At 68.4% G+C, this 15270-nt stretch carries 13 protein-coding genes; 5 read left to right on the plus strand and 8 right to left on the minus strand.

The window, feature by feature from the left end; genetic code table 11:
* Positions 1 to 34 precede the first annotated feature (34 nt).
* Positions 35 to 628, plus strand: a complete 594-nt coding sequence (locus tag WEE69_11005) for a TetR/AcrR family transcriptional regulator (GenBank protein MEX1145821.1) — start codon at positions 35 to 37, stop codon at positions 626 to 628.
* Between the two features lie 4 nt (positions 629 to 632).
* Here WEE69_11005 and WEE69_11010 read toward each other — a convergent pair whose 3' ends face one another.
* A complete protein-coding gene (locus tag WEE69_11010; GenBank protein MEX1145822.1) occupies positions 633 to 2222 on the minus strand; it encodes an AMP-binding protein in 1590 nt (529 codons plus the stop codon).
* Positions 2223 to 2267: 45 nt separating this feature from the next.
* Between WEE69_11010 and WEE69_11015 the strand changes: the two genes are divergently transcribed.
* Positions 2268 to 3068 (plus strand): TIGR03084 family metal-binding protein, encoded by an 801-nt coding sequence (locus WEE69_11015; protein MEX1145823.1) that lies wholly within the window; start codon positions 2268 to 2270, stop codon positions 3066 to 3068.
* On the opposite strand, the gene WEE69_11020 is transcribed toward WEE69_11015, so the two are convergent.
* The 3 genes from WEE69_11020 to WEE69_11030 form a co-directional block, all read right to left on the minus strand.
* Positions 3069 to 4487: an amidase gene (locus WEE69_11020; GenBank protein ID MEX1145824.1), complete on the minus strand. Its 1419-nt coding sequence runs from the start codon at positions 4485 to 4487 to the stop codon at positions 3069 to 3071.
* A 21-nt stretch (positions 4488 to 4508) separates the two neighbouring features.
* Positions 4509 to 7997 carry an ATP-binding cassette domain-containing protein gene (locus WEE69_11025; protein MEX1145825.1) on the minus strand — a complete coding sequence of 1163 codons (3489 nt, stop codon included), beginning with the start codon at positions 7995 to 7997 and terminating at the stop codon, positions 4509 to 4511.
* Positions 7998 to 8074: 77 nt separating this feature from the next.
* Positions 8075 to 9277: an ABC transporter substrate-binding protein gene (locus WEE69_11030; GenBank protein ID MEX1145826.1), complete on the minus strand. Its 1203-nt coding sequence runs from the start codon at positions 9275 to 9277 to the stop codon at positions 8075 to 8077.
* 155 nt (positions 9278 to 9432) lie between these two features.
* Between WEE69_11030 and WEE69_11035 the strand changes: the two genes are divergently transcribed.
* A complete protein-coding gene (locus WEE69_11035; GenBank protein ID MEX1145827.1) occupies positions 9433 to 10236 on the plus strand; it encodes an enoyl-CoA hydratase-related protein in 804 nt (267 codons plus the stop codon).
* 8 nt (positions 10237 to 10244) lie between these two features.
* On the plus strand, positions 10245 to 10619 hold the full coding sequence (locus WEE69_11040; GenBank protein MEX1145828.1) for a nuclear transport factor 2 family protein: 375 nt from the start codon (positions 10245 to 10247) through the stop codon (positions 10617 to 10619).
* A gap of 6 nt (positions 10620 to 10625) precedes the next feature.
* On the opposite strand, the gene WEE69_11045 is transcribed toward WEE69_11040, so the two are convergent.
* The 4 genes from WEE69_11045 to WEE69_11060 are packed head-to-tail and all read right to left on the minus strand — an operon-like array spanning position 10626 to position 14035.
* Positions 10626 to 11504 (minus strand): phytanoyl-CoA dioxygenase family protein, encoded by an 879-nt coding sequence (locus WEE69_11045; protein ID MEX1145829.1) that lies wholly within the window; start codon positions 11502 to 11504, stop codon positions 10626 to 10628.
* A complete protein-coding gene (locus WEE69_11050) occupies positions 11504 to 12670 on the minus strand; it encodes a thiolase family protein (protein ID MEX1145830.1) in 1167 nt (388 codons plus the stop codon). Before WEE69_11050 ends, WEE69_11045 begins: the two co-directional genes overlap by 1 nt.
* Positions 12667 to 13101 carry an OB-fold domain-containing protein gene (locus WEE69_11055; protein ID MEX1145831.1) on the minus strand — a complete coding sequence of 145 codons (435 nt, stop codon included), beginning with the start codon at positions 13099 to 13101 and terminating at the stop codon, positions 12667 to 12669. Before WEE69_11055 ends, WEE69_11050 begins: the two co-directional genes overlap by 4 nt.
* A gap of 58 nt (positions 13102 to 13159) precedes the next feature.
* Complete coding sequence (locus WEE69_11060; protein ID MEX1145832.1) at positions 13160 to 14035, minus strand: phytanoyl-CoA dioxygenase family protein; 876 nt, start codon at positions 14033 to 14035, stop codon at positions 13160 to 13162.
* 191 nt (positions 14036 to 14226) lie between these two features.
* Between WEE69_11060 and WEE69_11065 the strand changes: the two genes are divergently transcribed.
* Positions 14227 to 15264 carry an acyl-CoA dehydrogenase family protein gene (locus WEE69_11065; protein ID MEX1145833.1) on the plus strand — a complete coding sequence of 346 codons (1038 nt, stop codon included), beginning with the start codon at positions 14227 to 14229 and terminating at the stop codon, positions 15262 to 15264.
* The last annotated feature ends 6 nt before the right edge of the window (positions 15265 to 15270 follow it).

A 15270-nucleotide genomic window follows, 5' to 3' on the forward strand; every position in this document is an offset into this window, starting at 1 on the left:
AGCCCGTGACACCGGGAGGGGGACGATCGCCGTGGTGAAAACCGTCTCCTCCACCAAGTCCGCCCGGACCGGCCGCCGCGAGGCGATCCTCGACGCGGCCACCCACCTCTTCTCCACGCGTGGCTACGCCGACACCGGCATCGACGACATCGGTGAAGCCGTGGGCGTCACCGGCCCGGCCGTCTACCGGCACTTCGCGAGCAAGCAGGATCTGCTGGTGGCAACCCTCGAGCGCGCGGTCGAGCACGCGGCCTCGATCCTGCCCCTCGTGACAGCCGAAGCGCTGGCGCCGGAGGCATCGCTGTGGCGCCTCGTCGACCTCACGGCGCGCGCCTGCATCGAAGAGCGCGCGATGGCCGTCTTGTACTGGCAGGAGTCCCGTAACCTCCCGGCCGAACCCCGTGAGCACTTCGAGCGACTTCAGCGCGACTTCATCGAGGGCTACGCAGAGGTGCTGCGGGGGGTTCGCCGCGACCTCACACCGAGTGAGTCCCGTATGGCCGTGCACGCCGCCGCATCGTTGATGCGCTCGGCCGCCACCCGGGAAACCACACTCGACGAGGAGCGCCTCCACCGACTCCTGTCGTCGATGGCGTACGCGGCGCTCATGGGGAACGTCCCGGCCTAACGCGCTACTCGATCTTCAACCCGGCGGCCTCGCGGTCCCAGGTGTTCTCGTTCAGGGCCTCGTCGCGGAGCTTCACCTTCTGCGTCCGGAACGTCGCCTCGGTCTTGGGCAGCACCTCGACGAACTCCACGTAGCGCGGCACCATGAACTTCGGCATGCGTGGCGCGAGCCATGTGACGAGCTCCTCGGCCACGAGCGCCGAACCAGCGACGAGCACGACGCACACCTTCACATCGTCTTCGGTGTACTCGGATGGCACGCCGATGGCTGCGCTCTCGGCAACGTCAGGATGTTGGTTGACGAGTGCCTCCACCTCGAACGACGAGATGTTCTCGCCCCGGCGCCGGATCGCGTCCTTGATGCGATCGACGAAGTAGTAGTTCCCGTCGGCGTCGCAGCGGAAGGCGTCACCCGTGTGGAACCACCCGTTTCGCCATGCGGTCGAAGTGGCATCGGGCATGCCGTAGTAGCCCGAGTTCAGCACCCACGGCTCCTCGGTGCGCACGATGAGCTCGCCGACCTCGTCGGTCCCCACCGCCTGGTCGTGCTCGTCGACGATCCGGACCTCGTAGCCGGCCCACCCGGGTCGGAGCTTCCCGCACGACGTTGCGTTGGCGAGTGCGTACCCGTCGGACACGAACGGCGCGCCGATCTCGGTCATCCCGTAACCGGTCCCGACTTCAACGCCGAAGCGCGTCTTGAACTCCTCCACGTGCGGAACCAGCGGTCCCATCATCACGTGACGTAACGGGCTGTTCGCGTCGTCGGGAGTCTCGGGTTGCATGAGCAGGAACGGCGCCATCGCGCCGATGAGGCCGGCGCCCGTGATGCCGTGCGCGCGCATGTCGTTCCAGAAGTGCTCGATCGAGAACTGCTCGCGGATGACCATGCGCGCGCGCAGATTGGCCGATTGGTACAGCATCGCCTTGCCCGACACGTGGAACGCCGGGTACATCGCGTAGAACCCTTCGCCCGGTTCCACGAAGTCGTCGGGCACGATCGTCGTGAACGCGAGCAAGGTGCCCCACGGCATGAGGACACCCTTGGACGGGCCGGTCGTCCCCGACGTGTAGATGATGGCGGCGATGTCCCAGTAGTCGGGGCCCTCGAGGTCCCGAGCGGGCGTGGCGTCGGCGAAGAACTCGTCGCCTGTCACCACACGGCATGGCAGCGCGGGCGCGGTGGTCGAGTCGGGCACCACGACGGTCTCCACCTTGGAGAGTGCGCCGATCACCTCGGCGAGTTGCGGTACGAACCGCTCGCTGATGATCACGACGTTGGCGTCCGAGTTGTCGACGAGGTACTGGAGCATCTGGCCGCGGTACATGTTGTTCGTGGGCACCTCGGTGGCGCGGAGCCAGGTGAGCCCGATCCACGCGAAGAACGCCTCGAAGCTGTTGGGCAGCATCGTGAGCACGTGGTCACCGGGCTCGACGCCGACGCGTCGGTACGCGTCGGCCCAGCGGAGAGTGGTCTCGTGGAGCTCGGCTCGGGTGATCGACCGGCCGTCGACGTGCTCCATCGCGATCGCGTCGGGCTCGGTCTCGGCGAGGCGGGCGCAGAGATGAGGAAGCACCAGCGCGCGGTCGATCATTTGCGCGGGATGTTAGCCAGCGTTCACAGGGCTACCGTCGGCTGCGTGGCCGACGCTTACGCCGCCCTGCTCGATGACCTCGCCGGCGAGTACGCCAGCCTCGACGCCGCGGTCGGCGCTCTCGACGATGCGGGGTGGAGCACCGCTACACCGGCCGAGGGCTGGGACGTGCGCGATGCGATCGCCCACCTGGCGTACTCCGAGGACCTCGCCTCCACCGCGGCGACCGACGCCGACGCGTTCAAGGTGCGCCTCGACAAGCTGATCGCCGCGCTTGCGGCCGATCCCAACGGTCTGGACTCCGCGCTCGTCGGCGAGGGTCGCTCGCGTTCGGGAGACGAGGTGCTCACCTGGTGGCGCGCATCACGCACTGCCACGGTCGACGCGCTGCGCGGCCACGACGCGCGCACCCGCCTGTCATGGATCGTCGGTCCGATGTCGGCGATGTCGTTCGCGACGGCGCGCTTGATGGAGACGTGGGCCCACGGCCAGGACGTCGTCGACGGCCTCGGCGTCAAACGCCCGGCAACCGCACGGCTCCGCCACATCGCCGATCTCGGCGTCCGCACCCGTCCCCACGCCTACCGAGGCCGCGGCCTCGACCTGCCAGAGGCCGACGTCCGCGTCGAGCTCGAAGCACCAGATGGCACGACGTGGGAGTGGGGCGAGTCCACCACCGACGTCGTTCGCGGCACGGCACTCGACTTCTGCTTGGTCGTCACCCAACGCAAGCACCCGAACGACACGAACCTCGACGTCATCGGCACCGTCGCACGTCAATGGATCGACATCGCGCAGGCTTTCGCCGGCCCCGTCACCGACCACCGACCTCCGGCTTCCCGCTGACTACGAAACCGGCGGGCGGCGGTTGATCCAGGGGTTTGCGGACTCGAGCTGCGCGCTCACGCGCACGAGCGTTGGTTCGTCCACCGGGCGTCCGACGATCTGCACGCCGACGGGCAGGCCGGCCTCGTCGTGCGCGAGTGGGAGGGACACCGCGGGCTGACCCGTCGTGTTCCACAGTGCGGTGAACGGGGTCAGCGCCCAGAACTTCAGGACGTCGTCGAAGCCCGCTCCGGCCATCGATCCGACCACGGGCGGCGGGCCGGCGACGGTCGGTGCCACGAACAGGTCGTAGTCATTGAAGAACGCGACGGTGCGGCGGGACATCTCCTGGAGTCCAGTCATCGACTTCACGTAGTCGGTAGCCATCACGGTGCGGCCGATCTCCACGAGCGTGCGCATCCATGGGTCGAGCGTCTCGAGCGGCGGGTACGGCTCGAGGTCGGCTCTCGCGGCGTGGTCCGCCGCGAAGATCATCGCCGACGACATGAGCACGTCTTCGCCGTACCCGGCGGGGACCGCCTCCTCGACGTCGTGACCGAGCTCCTCGAGGAGCTCGACGGTGTCGCGAACCGCCGAACGGTTGGCCGGCGCGCACGCGTCGGGCTCGACGCCCGGATACTCGTGGAACGCGATCCGCAGGCGGCCTGGGTCCGCGCCGACCTCGCGGACGAGCGGCCGGGCGAACGGCGGCGCCCACCAGGAGTCGCCGGTCGCGGGTCCGGACATCGCGTCGAGCAGCGCGGCGGCGTCGGCGACCGTGCGCGCCAACGGTCCGTTGATCGAGAAGTGCTGCTGCGCGTCCGGCGCGGCCGAGACGCGCCCGCGTGCCGGCTTGATGCCGAACACGCCGTTCCATGACGACGGGTTGCGGATCGAGCCACCGCCGTCGGACCCCTGGGAGATCGGGCACAACCCGGCCGCCAGCGCGGCCGCCGCGCCGCCCGACGAGCCGCCGCACGACCGCTCGGGATCCCACGGGTTCCGCCCAGGCGGATACGCGGGCGGCTCGCTGATGTTCAGTGGTCCGAACTCGGGGGTGATCGTCTTGCCGAGGAACACGAAACCGGCGGCCTTCACACGCGCGACAACCTCGTCGTCGTGGTCGGGGACGCGGTCGTGCCACTCCGCAGTTGCGTGCGTGCTCACGATCCCAGTGGTGTCGTTGAGGTCCTTGATCGAGATGGGGACGCCGAGGAACTGAGGGATGTCTTCACCGCCGGAAGCAAGCCGAGCTTCAGCGGCGCGTGCGTGCTCACGCGCGAAGTCGGCCGCGACCGTGATGTACGAGTTGAGCTTGCGGTCGAGCGCTTCGATGCGCGCCAGGTACAGCTCCACGAGCTGTGTCGGCGAGACGTCCCCGTTGCGGACCATCGCCGCTTGGTCGATCGCCGGGGTGAAGGCCAGCTCACGGTCGTCCATCGCGTCTCCTTCGACTCGCGATCATGTCGATGGCATGCCGGTCAGGTATGCGGACTCCAGGTCTCCGAGATGCGATCGCAGGTCGGCCGCCGCGCCTTCGAGCTCGACGTGGCCGTGCCGAAGCACAAGGGCGCGGTCGGCGAAGCGCAGCGCTTCCCCCGCGTGCTGCTCGACAAGAAGGACGCCGACCCCGCGGTCGGCGGCAGCCCGGATGGCACGCAGCAACCGTTCCACCACGAGCGGAGCCAGGCCGAGTGAGAGCTCGTCCACCAGGAGCAGCCGTGGCTCGGCAGCGAGTGCTCGACCGAGGGTGAGCATCTGCTGCTCACCACCGGAGAGAAGACCCGCGCGCCGCTTCAGCAGCGGCGCGAGCTCGGGGAACAGCTCAACCGCGTCCTCGACCGATCCGCGTCCGAGCCGCAGATTTCCGCCCGCGTTGAGCGCCGCAATCACCCCCCGCTCCTCGGGGACGAAGCCGAGGCCCTGGCGAACGCGCTTGTGCACGGGCCATCGGCGCGGCGCGCCGAGGAACCGAACCTCGCCCGCGAGGGGCCGGAGCTCGCCGGCGAGCGTGAGGAGTGTGGTCGTCTTGCCCGCGCCGTTGGGCCCGAGCAGAGCGACGATCTCGCCCGGGTGCACTGCCAGGTCGAGGTCGCGCACGGCAGCGAGATCGCCGTATCCAGCCGAGAGACCGCGCGCCTCGATCAGTGGTTCGAGCGCGTCGGCGATGCTCGCTTCTACCGCTACGGGCGCGCGCGCCGATGCCGCAACGAAAGGCTCGACCTCCTCGGCGTCAGCCGGCTCGCCAAGGTACGCGGCGAGAACCGCGGGGTCGTGGAGGATCTCGTCGGGTGTACCGCTCGCGAGGTGGCGACCCGCGTCGAGGACGGTGACGCGGTCGCAGACCCGGAGCACGAGAGCAACGTCATGCTCGACGAGGAGCACGGCCAGACCCCACTCGTCAGCCAGGCGACGCAGCAGATGGCCGAGCTCGGTGGTCTCGGTGTCGTCGAGCCCGGCCGCGGGCTCGTCGAGCATGAGCACCGACGGCTCCGCCGCCAGCGCGCGCGCGATCGCCACGAGCCGTCGGCGCCCGTACGGAAGCTCGTTCGGCTTGCGGTCGAGATCTTCTTCGAGGCCGAACTCACGCACCGCGGCTACGGCGGGCGCGCCCAACGACGTGCGTCGTGGCCACACGAGATCGGTCAGGTACGCGAGTGGGTCACGGCGGTCCGACGCGGTCCGCAGGTTCTCGCGCACGGTCATCGACTCGAAGAGCTCGAGGCTCTGGAACGATCGGCCGAGCCCCGCCCGCGCGCGTCGCCGCGGTGACCAGCGAGCCATCGACACACCGTCGAGCCGCATGTCGCCGGTGGCGCGGACGAAACCCGTCACGGCGTCGATCAGGGTCGTCTTGCCCGCGCCGTTCGGCCCGATCAGTCCGAGGACCTCGCCGGGTCGGAGCGCGAGCGACACGTCGTCGAGGGCAACCGTCCCGCCGAATCGCACGCCGATGCCTTCGACTTCGAGCGTTCGCGGCGGGACCCGCTCGCGCTCCAGCTCGGGCAGATCGTCCTGACGCCCCTTGAACCACGCCTCGACGCCGGCCTTCCAAGACCGGACCGGCACGAGCCACATCGGGCCATAGCTTCCGACGCCGTCGGGATTGAGCCACAACGTCAGCAACAGGACGCAGCCGAGCACGACCTGAACGGTCGCGTCGGTCGGTACCTTCACGATCACCTCGTCGATGAACGAGATATACCAGCCGCCCGGCGCGAACGCGCCGCCAACCAACGCTCCGAAGATGAAGCCGACGCCACCGAGCACGGCGTACACGACGACGAAGATGGACTCGAAGACCGAGAAGCCGGGGATGAACACCGCGGTCGGGCGGCGGAGGACGATCAGGATCCCGCCGACCGCGGCGATCCCCGCGCCGAGCCCGAAGGCGAACAGCTTGGCGCCGAACACGTTGATCCCGAGCGCTGCCGCGGCGCGTTCGTTCGTGCGGACGGCGACGAGACGCCGGCCCGAGCGACCTCGCCGCAGGTTCGAGACGATGATCGCCATCAGTGTGAACGCGCCGACCGCCAAGAGCGCGTAGCGCTCGTGGTGCTTGAACGGGTCGAAGTCGATGCCGAACAGCTTCGGAGGACCGACATCGAGGCCGGTGATCCCGCCGGTGCGATCCGCGTTGCCGAGCACTTGCGCTTGGATCACCAACGCCAGTCCGAGCGTTGCGACCGCGAGGTTGACGCCTCGCGTGCGCAGTGAGGGGATGCCGACCACGACACCAACCGGGATCGCGCCCAGCACGCCCGCGAGGATCGCCAGCTCGAATGAAACGCCTTCGTTGGCAACCAGTGAGGCGCAGATCCACCCGCCCATTCCGGCGAGCGCCATCTGCGCGAGCGACAGCTGACCGCCGAAACCGGTAACGACCACGAACGACAGCAGGATCACGCCGATCGCGGCGCTCGTGGTCACCGCCTCGACGAGGGTGGTGGAAAAAGCGAACGAGACGAGCAACGCGGTGAGCACCACGCCCCCACCCACTACCACTGCCGGCACCCGCCCGGTGCCGACCGCCGGTGGTCGGTCGACCGACTCACCTCGAAGTGGGAGCGCACGCCCGCGCACGATGAGCACCGCGATGATCACCAAGAACGGCACGGTGTCGGCCCACCCCGAGAGGGTGACGACCTCGCCCCGCTGCTCGGTCAGATAGCTCTGGAGCCACAAGATCTCGGACTGCAGGATGCCGATCAGGAGTCCGCCGGCGAGCGTGAGCGCGAGCGAGCGGAAGCTTCCGACGAGGGCCGCCGCGAGCCCTGGCACGATGAGCAGCGTCAGCGTGTTCAGCTGGAGCCCCGCGATGTTCACGATGAAGATCGCGCCGGTCGCCGCAAGCAGGGACCCGAGGACCCAGTTGATCGTCGCGACCACGTCGGGCGAGATCCCTTGCGCGGCGGTGATGCGCCGGCTCTCGGCCACGGCCGTCGTCGCGAGTCCGAACTTTGTCGCGCGGAACATGATCGTCAGCACCACGGTCACGACCACACCGAACCCGAGGAGGATGAGCCGGTCCACGCCGATCGTGATGTCGGGGAGAACCTCGACGGCTCTCACCGACAGCAGCTTCGGCACGATGCGCGCGATCTCGCCCTCTTCATCATGCTTCCACGCATAGAGGATCGTGAACACGGCGAGGGTTGCGATCAACCGCGTGAGCGCTGACGCCTGGCGGAGCGTCCGCATGACGACGAGGTGCATCGCGGCACCGAACGCAGCGGCGACTCCAAGCGCGTACACCCAACACATCAGCGTGTCAGTACCGCCCTGACGGGACTTGTAGAACACGAACGCGCACACCATGCCGATCGCCCCGTGCGCAAAGTTCACAACGCCCGATCCGCGGTACACGAGCACGACACCGAGACCCGTGACGCCGTACACGGCCCCGGCGCCGAGCCCGAGGATCGCGAACTTGAGGATGTCGTGCGCCACGGCTCAGATCCTCGTACACGCGCCGGGCGGGGGGGCTCCCCCCCGCGCCCGCAGCAACAACTCGCTTGGCTGACGCGTCAGGGCGTCTCGCACTCCGCATCCGCGAAGGCATCGAAGAACTTGCCCGTGACCGGCTTGACCTTCTTGCCCTTGGTCATCTTCACCGCGAGCTCGCAGGCGCTGAAGACCCGCGGCAACGGCAGACTCACGTCGGCCGGCGTCGTCCACTGCAGTGGCGGGGTGAGACCGGTCTCGAGCCCCGTGGTGGTGTTGAGGGCTTCGAAGACGGCCGCCGCCGTGACTTCGGGCAGCCCGTCGGCGATCTGCGCCAGCACCTGCATGGACATCCACGAGTTCAGCCGGAATCCGGAGTTCTCCTTGTAGCCGGCCTTCTTCATCTCCTTGAGGAAGCGGTTGCCTTCCTTGGTCTTCACGGTCAATGGCGGCAGCGTGGCCGGCGCCTGGATGATGCCGGCCGCGTCGGCACCCAGCGCCTCCTGGAACGCGCCAGGCTCGGTGGAGATCACCGCGAGCTTCACGTCAGGGTCGGCCTGCTTCGCCGACTGCACGAAGTTCACCGCGTCCTGACCGGCAAGCGCGACCACAATCCCGTCGGTGTCGTTCGCGAGCGACGCCTCGACATAGCTCGACATGTCAGGTGCGCCCTGGGGTACCGGGATGTCGTTGACGATCTCCTGGCCGACCTTGGCCAGCGAGGCCTCCGCGAAGGTCGGGATGATCGCGGCCGCAGCGAGGTCGATGCGGGCGATGCTGATGTTCTTCGCCCCGGCATCGGCCAAGAAGCGCGGCAGGTCACCTGCGGTCGCCGGGAGACCACCGGTGATCGGGAATGCGGCCGCCGACGTGAAGTCGGATGCTCCAGCCGCCACGACCCCGATCGAAGGGATCTGGTTCTCCTCCATCAGCGGCATGAACGAGCCCGAGTGCGGAGTGAGCACGCCGATGAGCGCGACCACACCCTCGTCGACGGCTTGGCGTCCGCACTCCGCCGCGGTGTTCGGGTCGTTGTTGGTGTCACACTCGAGAACCTCGACCGGAGAACCGCCGACGCCGTTCTTCTTGTTGAGCGCCTCGGTCGCAGCGATCGCGCCCTCGGGAATCTCCGGGTTGGCGACCCCGGCCGACTTCTCGTAGATCACCATCACCTTGATCGGGTCGCCCTTGGGCTTGGCGGCGGCCGGTAGCGCGGCGAGCGGTAGCGCGAGCGCGGCGATCGCGACGAGCGCGATCACACGTGGACGAGAACCGATTCGAGCCATGTCACCCTCCCCCTGGGTCCCGGCAGACCGTGGTCATACGGCTCCAACCGGAAGCGGGCGAAAGTTAGCGGCGGTTCACCGAAGGGTCAAGGCACCCGCCCGGGAGCGGCACGCCCGGCCCTTGTTAGCCTCGGTTCGCTCTTCGGGGGGAAGCGATGGCCTACAGCTCGATCCTCTACGACGTCGCCGGGCGGGTCGCCACGGTCACACTGCACCGACCCGACGCCATGAACGCGGCGACGTTCGAGATGGATGACGAGATGCAGGACGCGGTTCGGCGCGCCGACGCCGATCCCGACATCGGCTGCATCGTGGTCACGGGGTCCGGGAAGGCGTTCTGCGCGGGCGACGACATCTCGCGGGCGTGGGGCGACCCGCGCATGGAGCAGACCTTGGCCGAGCTCGCGGGGCCGAACCCGCCGATGACTCCCTATATCGAGCTCGTCCTCGGCATCGACACGCCGCTCGTCGCCGCGGTCAACGGCGTGGCGGTGGGCAGCGGCATGGACATCGCGCTGGCGTGCGACATCGTTGTCGCTTCCGACAAGGCCCGCTTCGGCCAGCTCTACACCAAGGTCGGGCTGATGCCCGACGTGCTCGGGCTGTGGCTGCTGCCGCAGCTGGTCGGACGCTCGCGCGCGTCGGAGATATTGATGACCGGCGAGATCATCGACGCTACCGAAGCCGAGCGAATCGGGCTCGTCTCGCGCGTCGTCGCCGCTGATGACCTCCTTCGCGTGGCGAACGACATCGCCGGGCGCATCGCGGCGAACCCTCCCCAGTCCATCCGGCACGTGAAGCAGGGGATGCGGCTGGCCGCGGGTCGTGAGCAGGCGGAGCTCACCGAAGTCGCGACCTTCGTCAGCCACGGGCTGTCTCACCTGTTCACCACTGAGGATCACAAGGAAGCTGCGAGCGCGTTCGCAGAGAAGCGCGAGCCGCAGTTCAAGGGGAGGTGAACCGGGAAGTGAGCGAGCTCGCGGAGCGCTTCGTCGACGCGGTCACTCGCGTCGATCTGGACGCGTTGTGCGTATGCCTGGCGCCGGGCGCACGCTTCTGGGTGAACATCGGCCCCAGCGAGTACTCGGCGGACGAGCGCTTGGCGGTGCTGGAGCTCGAGCGCCAGAACCTGCGCGAGCACCGCGCCGAAGACGTACGCATCACCGCGACCGACGAGGGCTTCATCGCCCAGCTCACCAGCATCGGCACCACAACCCGCGACGAGTCGATGCGCGTCGCGGTCTGCCTGATCGCCTCGGTTGCCGACGACCTGATCACTCGCGTGGACGAATACGCGGACTCGGCCGCGGCCGCGCCTCTGATCCGGGCGATCTACGGCTGACGCCCGCTACGCCTGAGCCTGCGTGGTCGCGGCGATCGCGAGCAACTTCGTGACGTCGGGCGTGTCGCCCCGGAAGTCGTAAGGAAGGTCGGCGCCCAGGAGCCGAGTGAATCGCTCGTCCCGGGCGATCAGCCGCTCGATCTCGTCAGCCTCGTATCCCTCGAAGGCGCGGATGTGCGGCCGGGAGAAGCCCGAGTGGAGCGCGACACGTTGCCCAGGCGCCGTGCGCGCGCCGCTCCGGTGCCACGTGTGCCCCGTCCACACCACGATCGAGCCGCGCGGCGCGACCATCGGCACGGCTGCGTCAAGCCCTTCACCTGGACGCGGATGCCGGCAGCGGTGATTGCTGCCCGGCACGAGATGCGTCGAGCCCAGGTCCCCGTCGAAGTCGTCGCAACACCAGATCGCGGTACCCATGTGCACCTGCACCGGAAACGGATCCGGGAAGAACTGGTTGTCGCAGTGCAGCGGACCGGCCTGTGCGCCCACGTCGAGGACGCTGCCGGTCGCGACCTGCGCCACGTACCCCTCGTCAAGCAGGTAGCTCATGATCGCGACGAGCTTCGGCGTCAGCACAGCTTCCGCGACGGCGTCGCTCTTCGCGAGCAGCCGATAGACCATCGAGGTGTTCGGCCCGAAGTTGAACGGCTCCTGACCGCGATCGCGGACTTCCTGCGTCACGGCCAGGATGTCTGCGCGCACGCGGTCAAACAGGTCGAGCGGCGCAGCGTCCTCGACAACCGTGTAGCCGAGCGCGTCCAGCTCGGCGACGTTGCGCTCCAGTCCCAACCGTGCGACCTGGTCGAGGAGGCGCTGGCGCAGGTTCACTCCCGGCGCTGCCTGCGCGAAGCTGCCGAAACGCGTCTCGTGCTCCGAGGTTGCCATCAGGTCGTGAGCACCGTGCAGCAGCTGACGCCGGGTGCGCCGTACACCTGGGTGAAGCCGACCTTCGGGTTGCTCGGGACCTGCCGGTCGCCGGCCTCACCGCGGAGCTGGAGCGCGGTCTCGTAGACCTGGCGCATACCCGACGCGCCGATCGGCTCGCCGTTGGCGATGAGACCGCCGTCGGTGTTCACCGGGAGGCGGCCACCGATCTCCGTCTCACCTCCTTGGATCATCGCTTCCTGCTCGCCGTCGGCGCACAGACCGGTCTCCGAGAGGTGCATGACCTCGGCGCCCGACTCGCTGTCCTGGACCTGCGCGACGTCGACGTCGGATGGCTCCACTCCCGCCTGCTCGAACGTCGCGCGGGCCGCATCGACGGTGGGGCTGTGACCGCGCTCGGTCGAGAGCCACGGCGCGAACACCTCGAACGATCCCCACTGCCGGGTGCGCAGCGCGGCGGAACGAAGGTAGATGGGCTTGCTCGTGAACTCGCGCGCGCGGTCGGCCCTGCAGATCACGACCGCTGCGGCGCCCTCGTCGGGGGAGCAGAACATGTACTGGGTCAGCGGGTAGTTGAGCATCCTCGACTCGAGGATCTCTTCCTCGCTGAATGGCTTGCGACGCCACGCATTGGGGTTCTTGGCGCCGTTGCGGAAGTTCTTCGCGGCCACCTTGGCGAGCGTCTCGTGGCTGATGCCGAAGTCATGCATGTACCGGTTGATCTTCATGGCGAAGAACTGCGTCGTGATCATGAAGCCAAGGTCGCCGTACCAGTGCGGAAGACCGCTCTGCTCGGGCTTGGCGTTGAAGTGACCGCGCGGGTGCTTGTCGAAGCCGACGCACACACCGAGGTCGTAGGCACCCGACTCGATCAGCGCCGCGCCCATCGCCAACGTGCTGCCAGCGGTCGCGCAGCCGTTGTGCACGTTTGTGAACTGGATGCCGGTCAGACCGAGGTGCGCGACGAGCTGGTCGGCCTGACTCGACTCCTCCGCGCCAGACAACGAGCCGGCCAGGCTGCCGCCGAACGCGAACTGCACGTCGGGCCACTCGATCCCTGCGTCGCCGAGCGCGGCGCGCACCGCCTTCGCGCCGAGCTCAAGGCCGGTGACGCCCTCGAAGCGGCCGAACGGATGGATCCCGATGCCCACGATGGCCACGTTCATGAGTCACTTCCGACGGGCTGGAACGCGAACGTCGTCACTTGGGTGCCGTCGGGTTCGGTGCGGAACGGCACGATCACGAGCTCCATCTCCATGCCGATCGCGAGGCGAGACACGTCGGCCTCCGTGATCCGCGTCTCCACCATCACCTCACCCGGCAGCTCGACATAGCCGAGCGCGTACCCGGTGAAGTCTTCTTCGGTCTCGGGCCCGGTGTACGGCTCCTTCGGGAGGAAGCCCTGCGTCGTGAACGTGAAGAGCGTGCCGCGTGGCGCGAGCAGATGCTCGTCCATCTCGTCGTTGCCGCAGCGAGGACAGCTCGTGGCCTTCGGGAAGACGACGGTATGGCACGTGCCGCAACGACTGCCGACGATTCGCGGGCCGTCGCCCGTCTCGGTGAAGAGATCCTCCGCGATCGGCTTCGTCACCTCCATTGCTGCGCTCCCACTTCGCTCCTTCCGCTTCGCTTCATCCGCTCCGGTCGCTCCGCACTCAGTCCCACCGTGTCCTCACCACGCCGTATCCCACTTTCGCCAAATCGGGCCCTTCCTCGGTGGAACCGGTGGGCACGTGCTGGCTCAAGAGTGACGCGAACCGCTCGGGGTACCGATCGAGCGTGTCTTTCGTGACGTTCTCGCGGAACGCCTCGAGCGGCGCCATGAACATGCGCGAGTAGGCAAAGGCCATCCCGGCGCGCAACCCGGGCTTCGTGCGCCCGAACGAGCCGTGCCACAACCGGCCATCGTGCACGAGCAAGGACCCGCGCGACGCCTCGATCGGCACAGCCTTCTCTGCGTCCTCGAAGCCGGCTGGATGCCGACAGCGAGCGTGGCTCCCGGGCACGTACGCGAACGCACCTTCTTCTCGCGTGTAGTCCGTGAGCAGCAGGGTCGCACCCGCGATGAGCGGATAGGCCGGCATCGGATCGGGAACCGCCTGTTGATCGGTGTGGAGGCCGAGCTGCAACCGCTTCTCCGGCGGGTCAGACGGGCCCTTCATGAACACCGCGGTCGCGTGGAGGATGCACCGCTCGCCCAGCAGAGCGTCGACGAGGCAGCGCACGACCGGATGCAGCAGCCATTCCTCGAACATCGGGTCTTCGAACAGGAAGTAATACAGCGTCGGGAACGAGATGTTGATGTGCGTACCACCGCTCCGGACGTCGGGGCGCATGCCATTGCGCTGCTCCATGAGGTTGAGGATGCGCTCGAACATCTCGTCGACGGGCACGGCGGGTACCAGCCGTTCCGGTGGCACGATCGTGCACCCGCGCGTTTCGAGCTCGGCGACGTGCTCCGTGAGACCGAGGCGCGTGACCTCGGAGAGGATGCGCTCCAGTGATCCGCCGTCCATTGCGCGTTGTGTCATCACACTCCGAGTGTCACGGCGCCAGGCCGGCGCCATGCATGTGAACCGTCGTTAGCATACGAGCCCTGGACTTCACCGACAGCGCCGCTGACGCCGCCTTCCGGACCGAATGCCGGGTCTGGCTCGAGGCGCACGCCGCGCCGCGCGCAGCGGCCGGGGGTGCCGACGTCCTCGGCATCCTCGGACGTGACGTGGACACCGGCGCGTCGCTCACCGAGGCGAGGCAATGGCAGGCCAAGGCCGCAGCCGATGGATGGGCCGGCATCGGCTGGCCCACCGAGTACGGGGGGCGCGGCGCGTCGTTGATGGAGCAGATCATCTTCACGCAGGAGACGACGCGCTTCGTCGTGCCCGACCACGTGTTCCGCGTCGGGATCGGCATGGGCGGGCCGACGGTGATCGCGCACGGAACCGAAGAACAGAAACGTCGGTGGTTGCGCCCGCTGCTCACTGGCGAGGAGATCTGGTGCCAGCTGTTCAGTGAGCCGGGAGCCGGGTCCGACCTCGCCGGGCTGCGCACGTCCGCGGTCCGTGACGGCAACGAATGGGTGCTGAACGGCCAGAAGGTGTGGTCGTCGGGCGCGCACTACTCGCAGTGGGGCCTGCTCCTCGCCCGCACCGACCCCGACGTGCCCAAACACCAAGGCATCACCTACTTCATGCTCGACATGTCATTGCCCGGCATCGAGGTTCGGCCGTTGCGCCAGATGACCGGTGGCGCGCACTTCAACGAGGTGTTCTTCACCGACGTGCGAGTTCCTGATGCCGATCGACTCGGTGACTCGAACGACGGCTGGCGCGTTGCCCAGACGACGCTGCTGAACGAGCGCGCCGCCATTGTCGAGCTGCTCGGCGACCGCAACGCCGCCGAGCCACTCATCGCGCTCGCCTCGGGCACCGCGGACGCGAGCACCCGCCAGGAGCTCGCGCAGGTGCACATCGAGTCGGCGATCATGCGCTACCTCGGGCTGCGCATCGTCACCGCGTTCGCCCAGGGTCGGTTACCCGGGCCCGAGGCGTCGGTGGCCAAGCTGGCGATGGGCGCGCTGCTGCGCCGATCGGGCTCGTTGGCGCTCCAGCTGCTGGGCGCCCGCGGGATGGTGGATGACGACGACTGGACGACCGCGTTCCTCGCCGCGCCCGCCATCCGCATCGCGGGAGGCTCCGATGAGATCCAGCGCAACATCATCGGTGAACGCGTCCTCGGCCTCCCGAAGGAGCCCAAATAGCCCGCT

The sequence above is a fragment of the Acidimicrobiia bacterium genome, from assembly GCA_040881685.1.
Taxonomy (GTDB): Bacteria; Actinomycetota; Acidimicrobiia; order IMCC26256; family PALSA-555; genus SHVJ01.

Coding starts and splice junctions, on each gene's coding strand:
- WEE69_11010 (MEX1145822.1), bottom strand. CDS start 2,222: ATGATCGACCGCGCGCTGGTGCTTCCTCATCTCTGCGCCCGCCTCGCC.
- WEE69_11020 (MEX1145824.1), bottom strand. CDS start 4,487: ATGGACGACCGTGAGCTGGCCTTCACCCCGGCGATCGACCAAGCGGCG.
- WEE69_11030 (MEX1145826.1), bottom strand. CDS start 9,277: ATGGCTCGAATCGGTTCTCGTCCACGTGTGATCGCGCTCGTCGCGATC.
- WEE69_11035 (MEX1145827.1), top strand. CDS start 9,433: ATGGCCTACAGCTCGATCCTCTACGACGTCGCCGGGCGGGTCGCCACG.
- WEE69_11045 (MEX1145829.1), bottom strand. CDS start 11,504: ATGGCAACCTCGGAGCACGAGACGCGTTTCGGCAGCTTCGCGCAGGCA.
- WEE69_11050 (MEX1145830.1), bottom strand. CDS start 12,670: ATGAACGTGGCCATCGTGGGCATCGGGATCCATCCGTTCGGCCGCTTC.
- WEE69_11055 (MEX1145831.1), bottom strand. CDS start 13,101: ATGGAGGTGACGAAGCCGATCGCGGAGGATCTCTTCACCGAGACGGGC.
- WEE69_11060 (MEX1145832.1), bottom strand. CDS start 14,035: ATGACACAACGCGCAATGGACGGCGGATCACTGGAGCGCATCCTCTCC.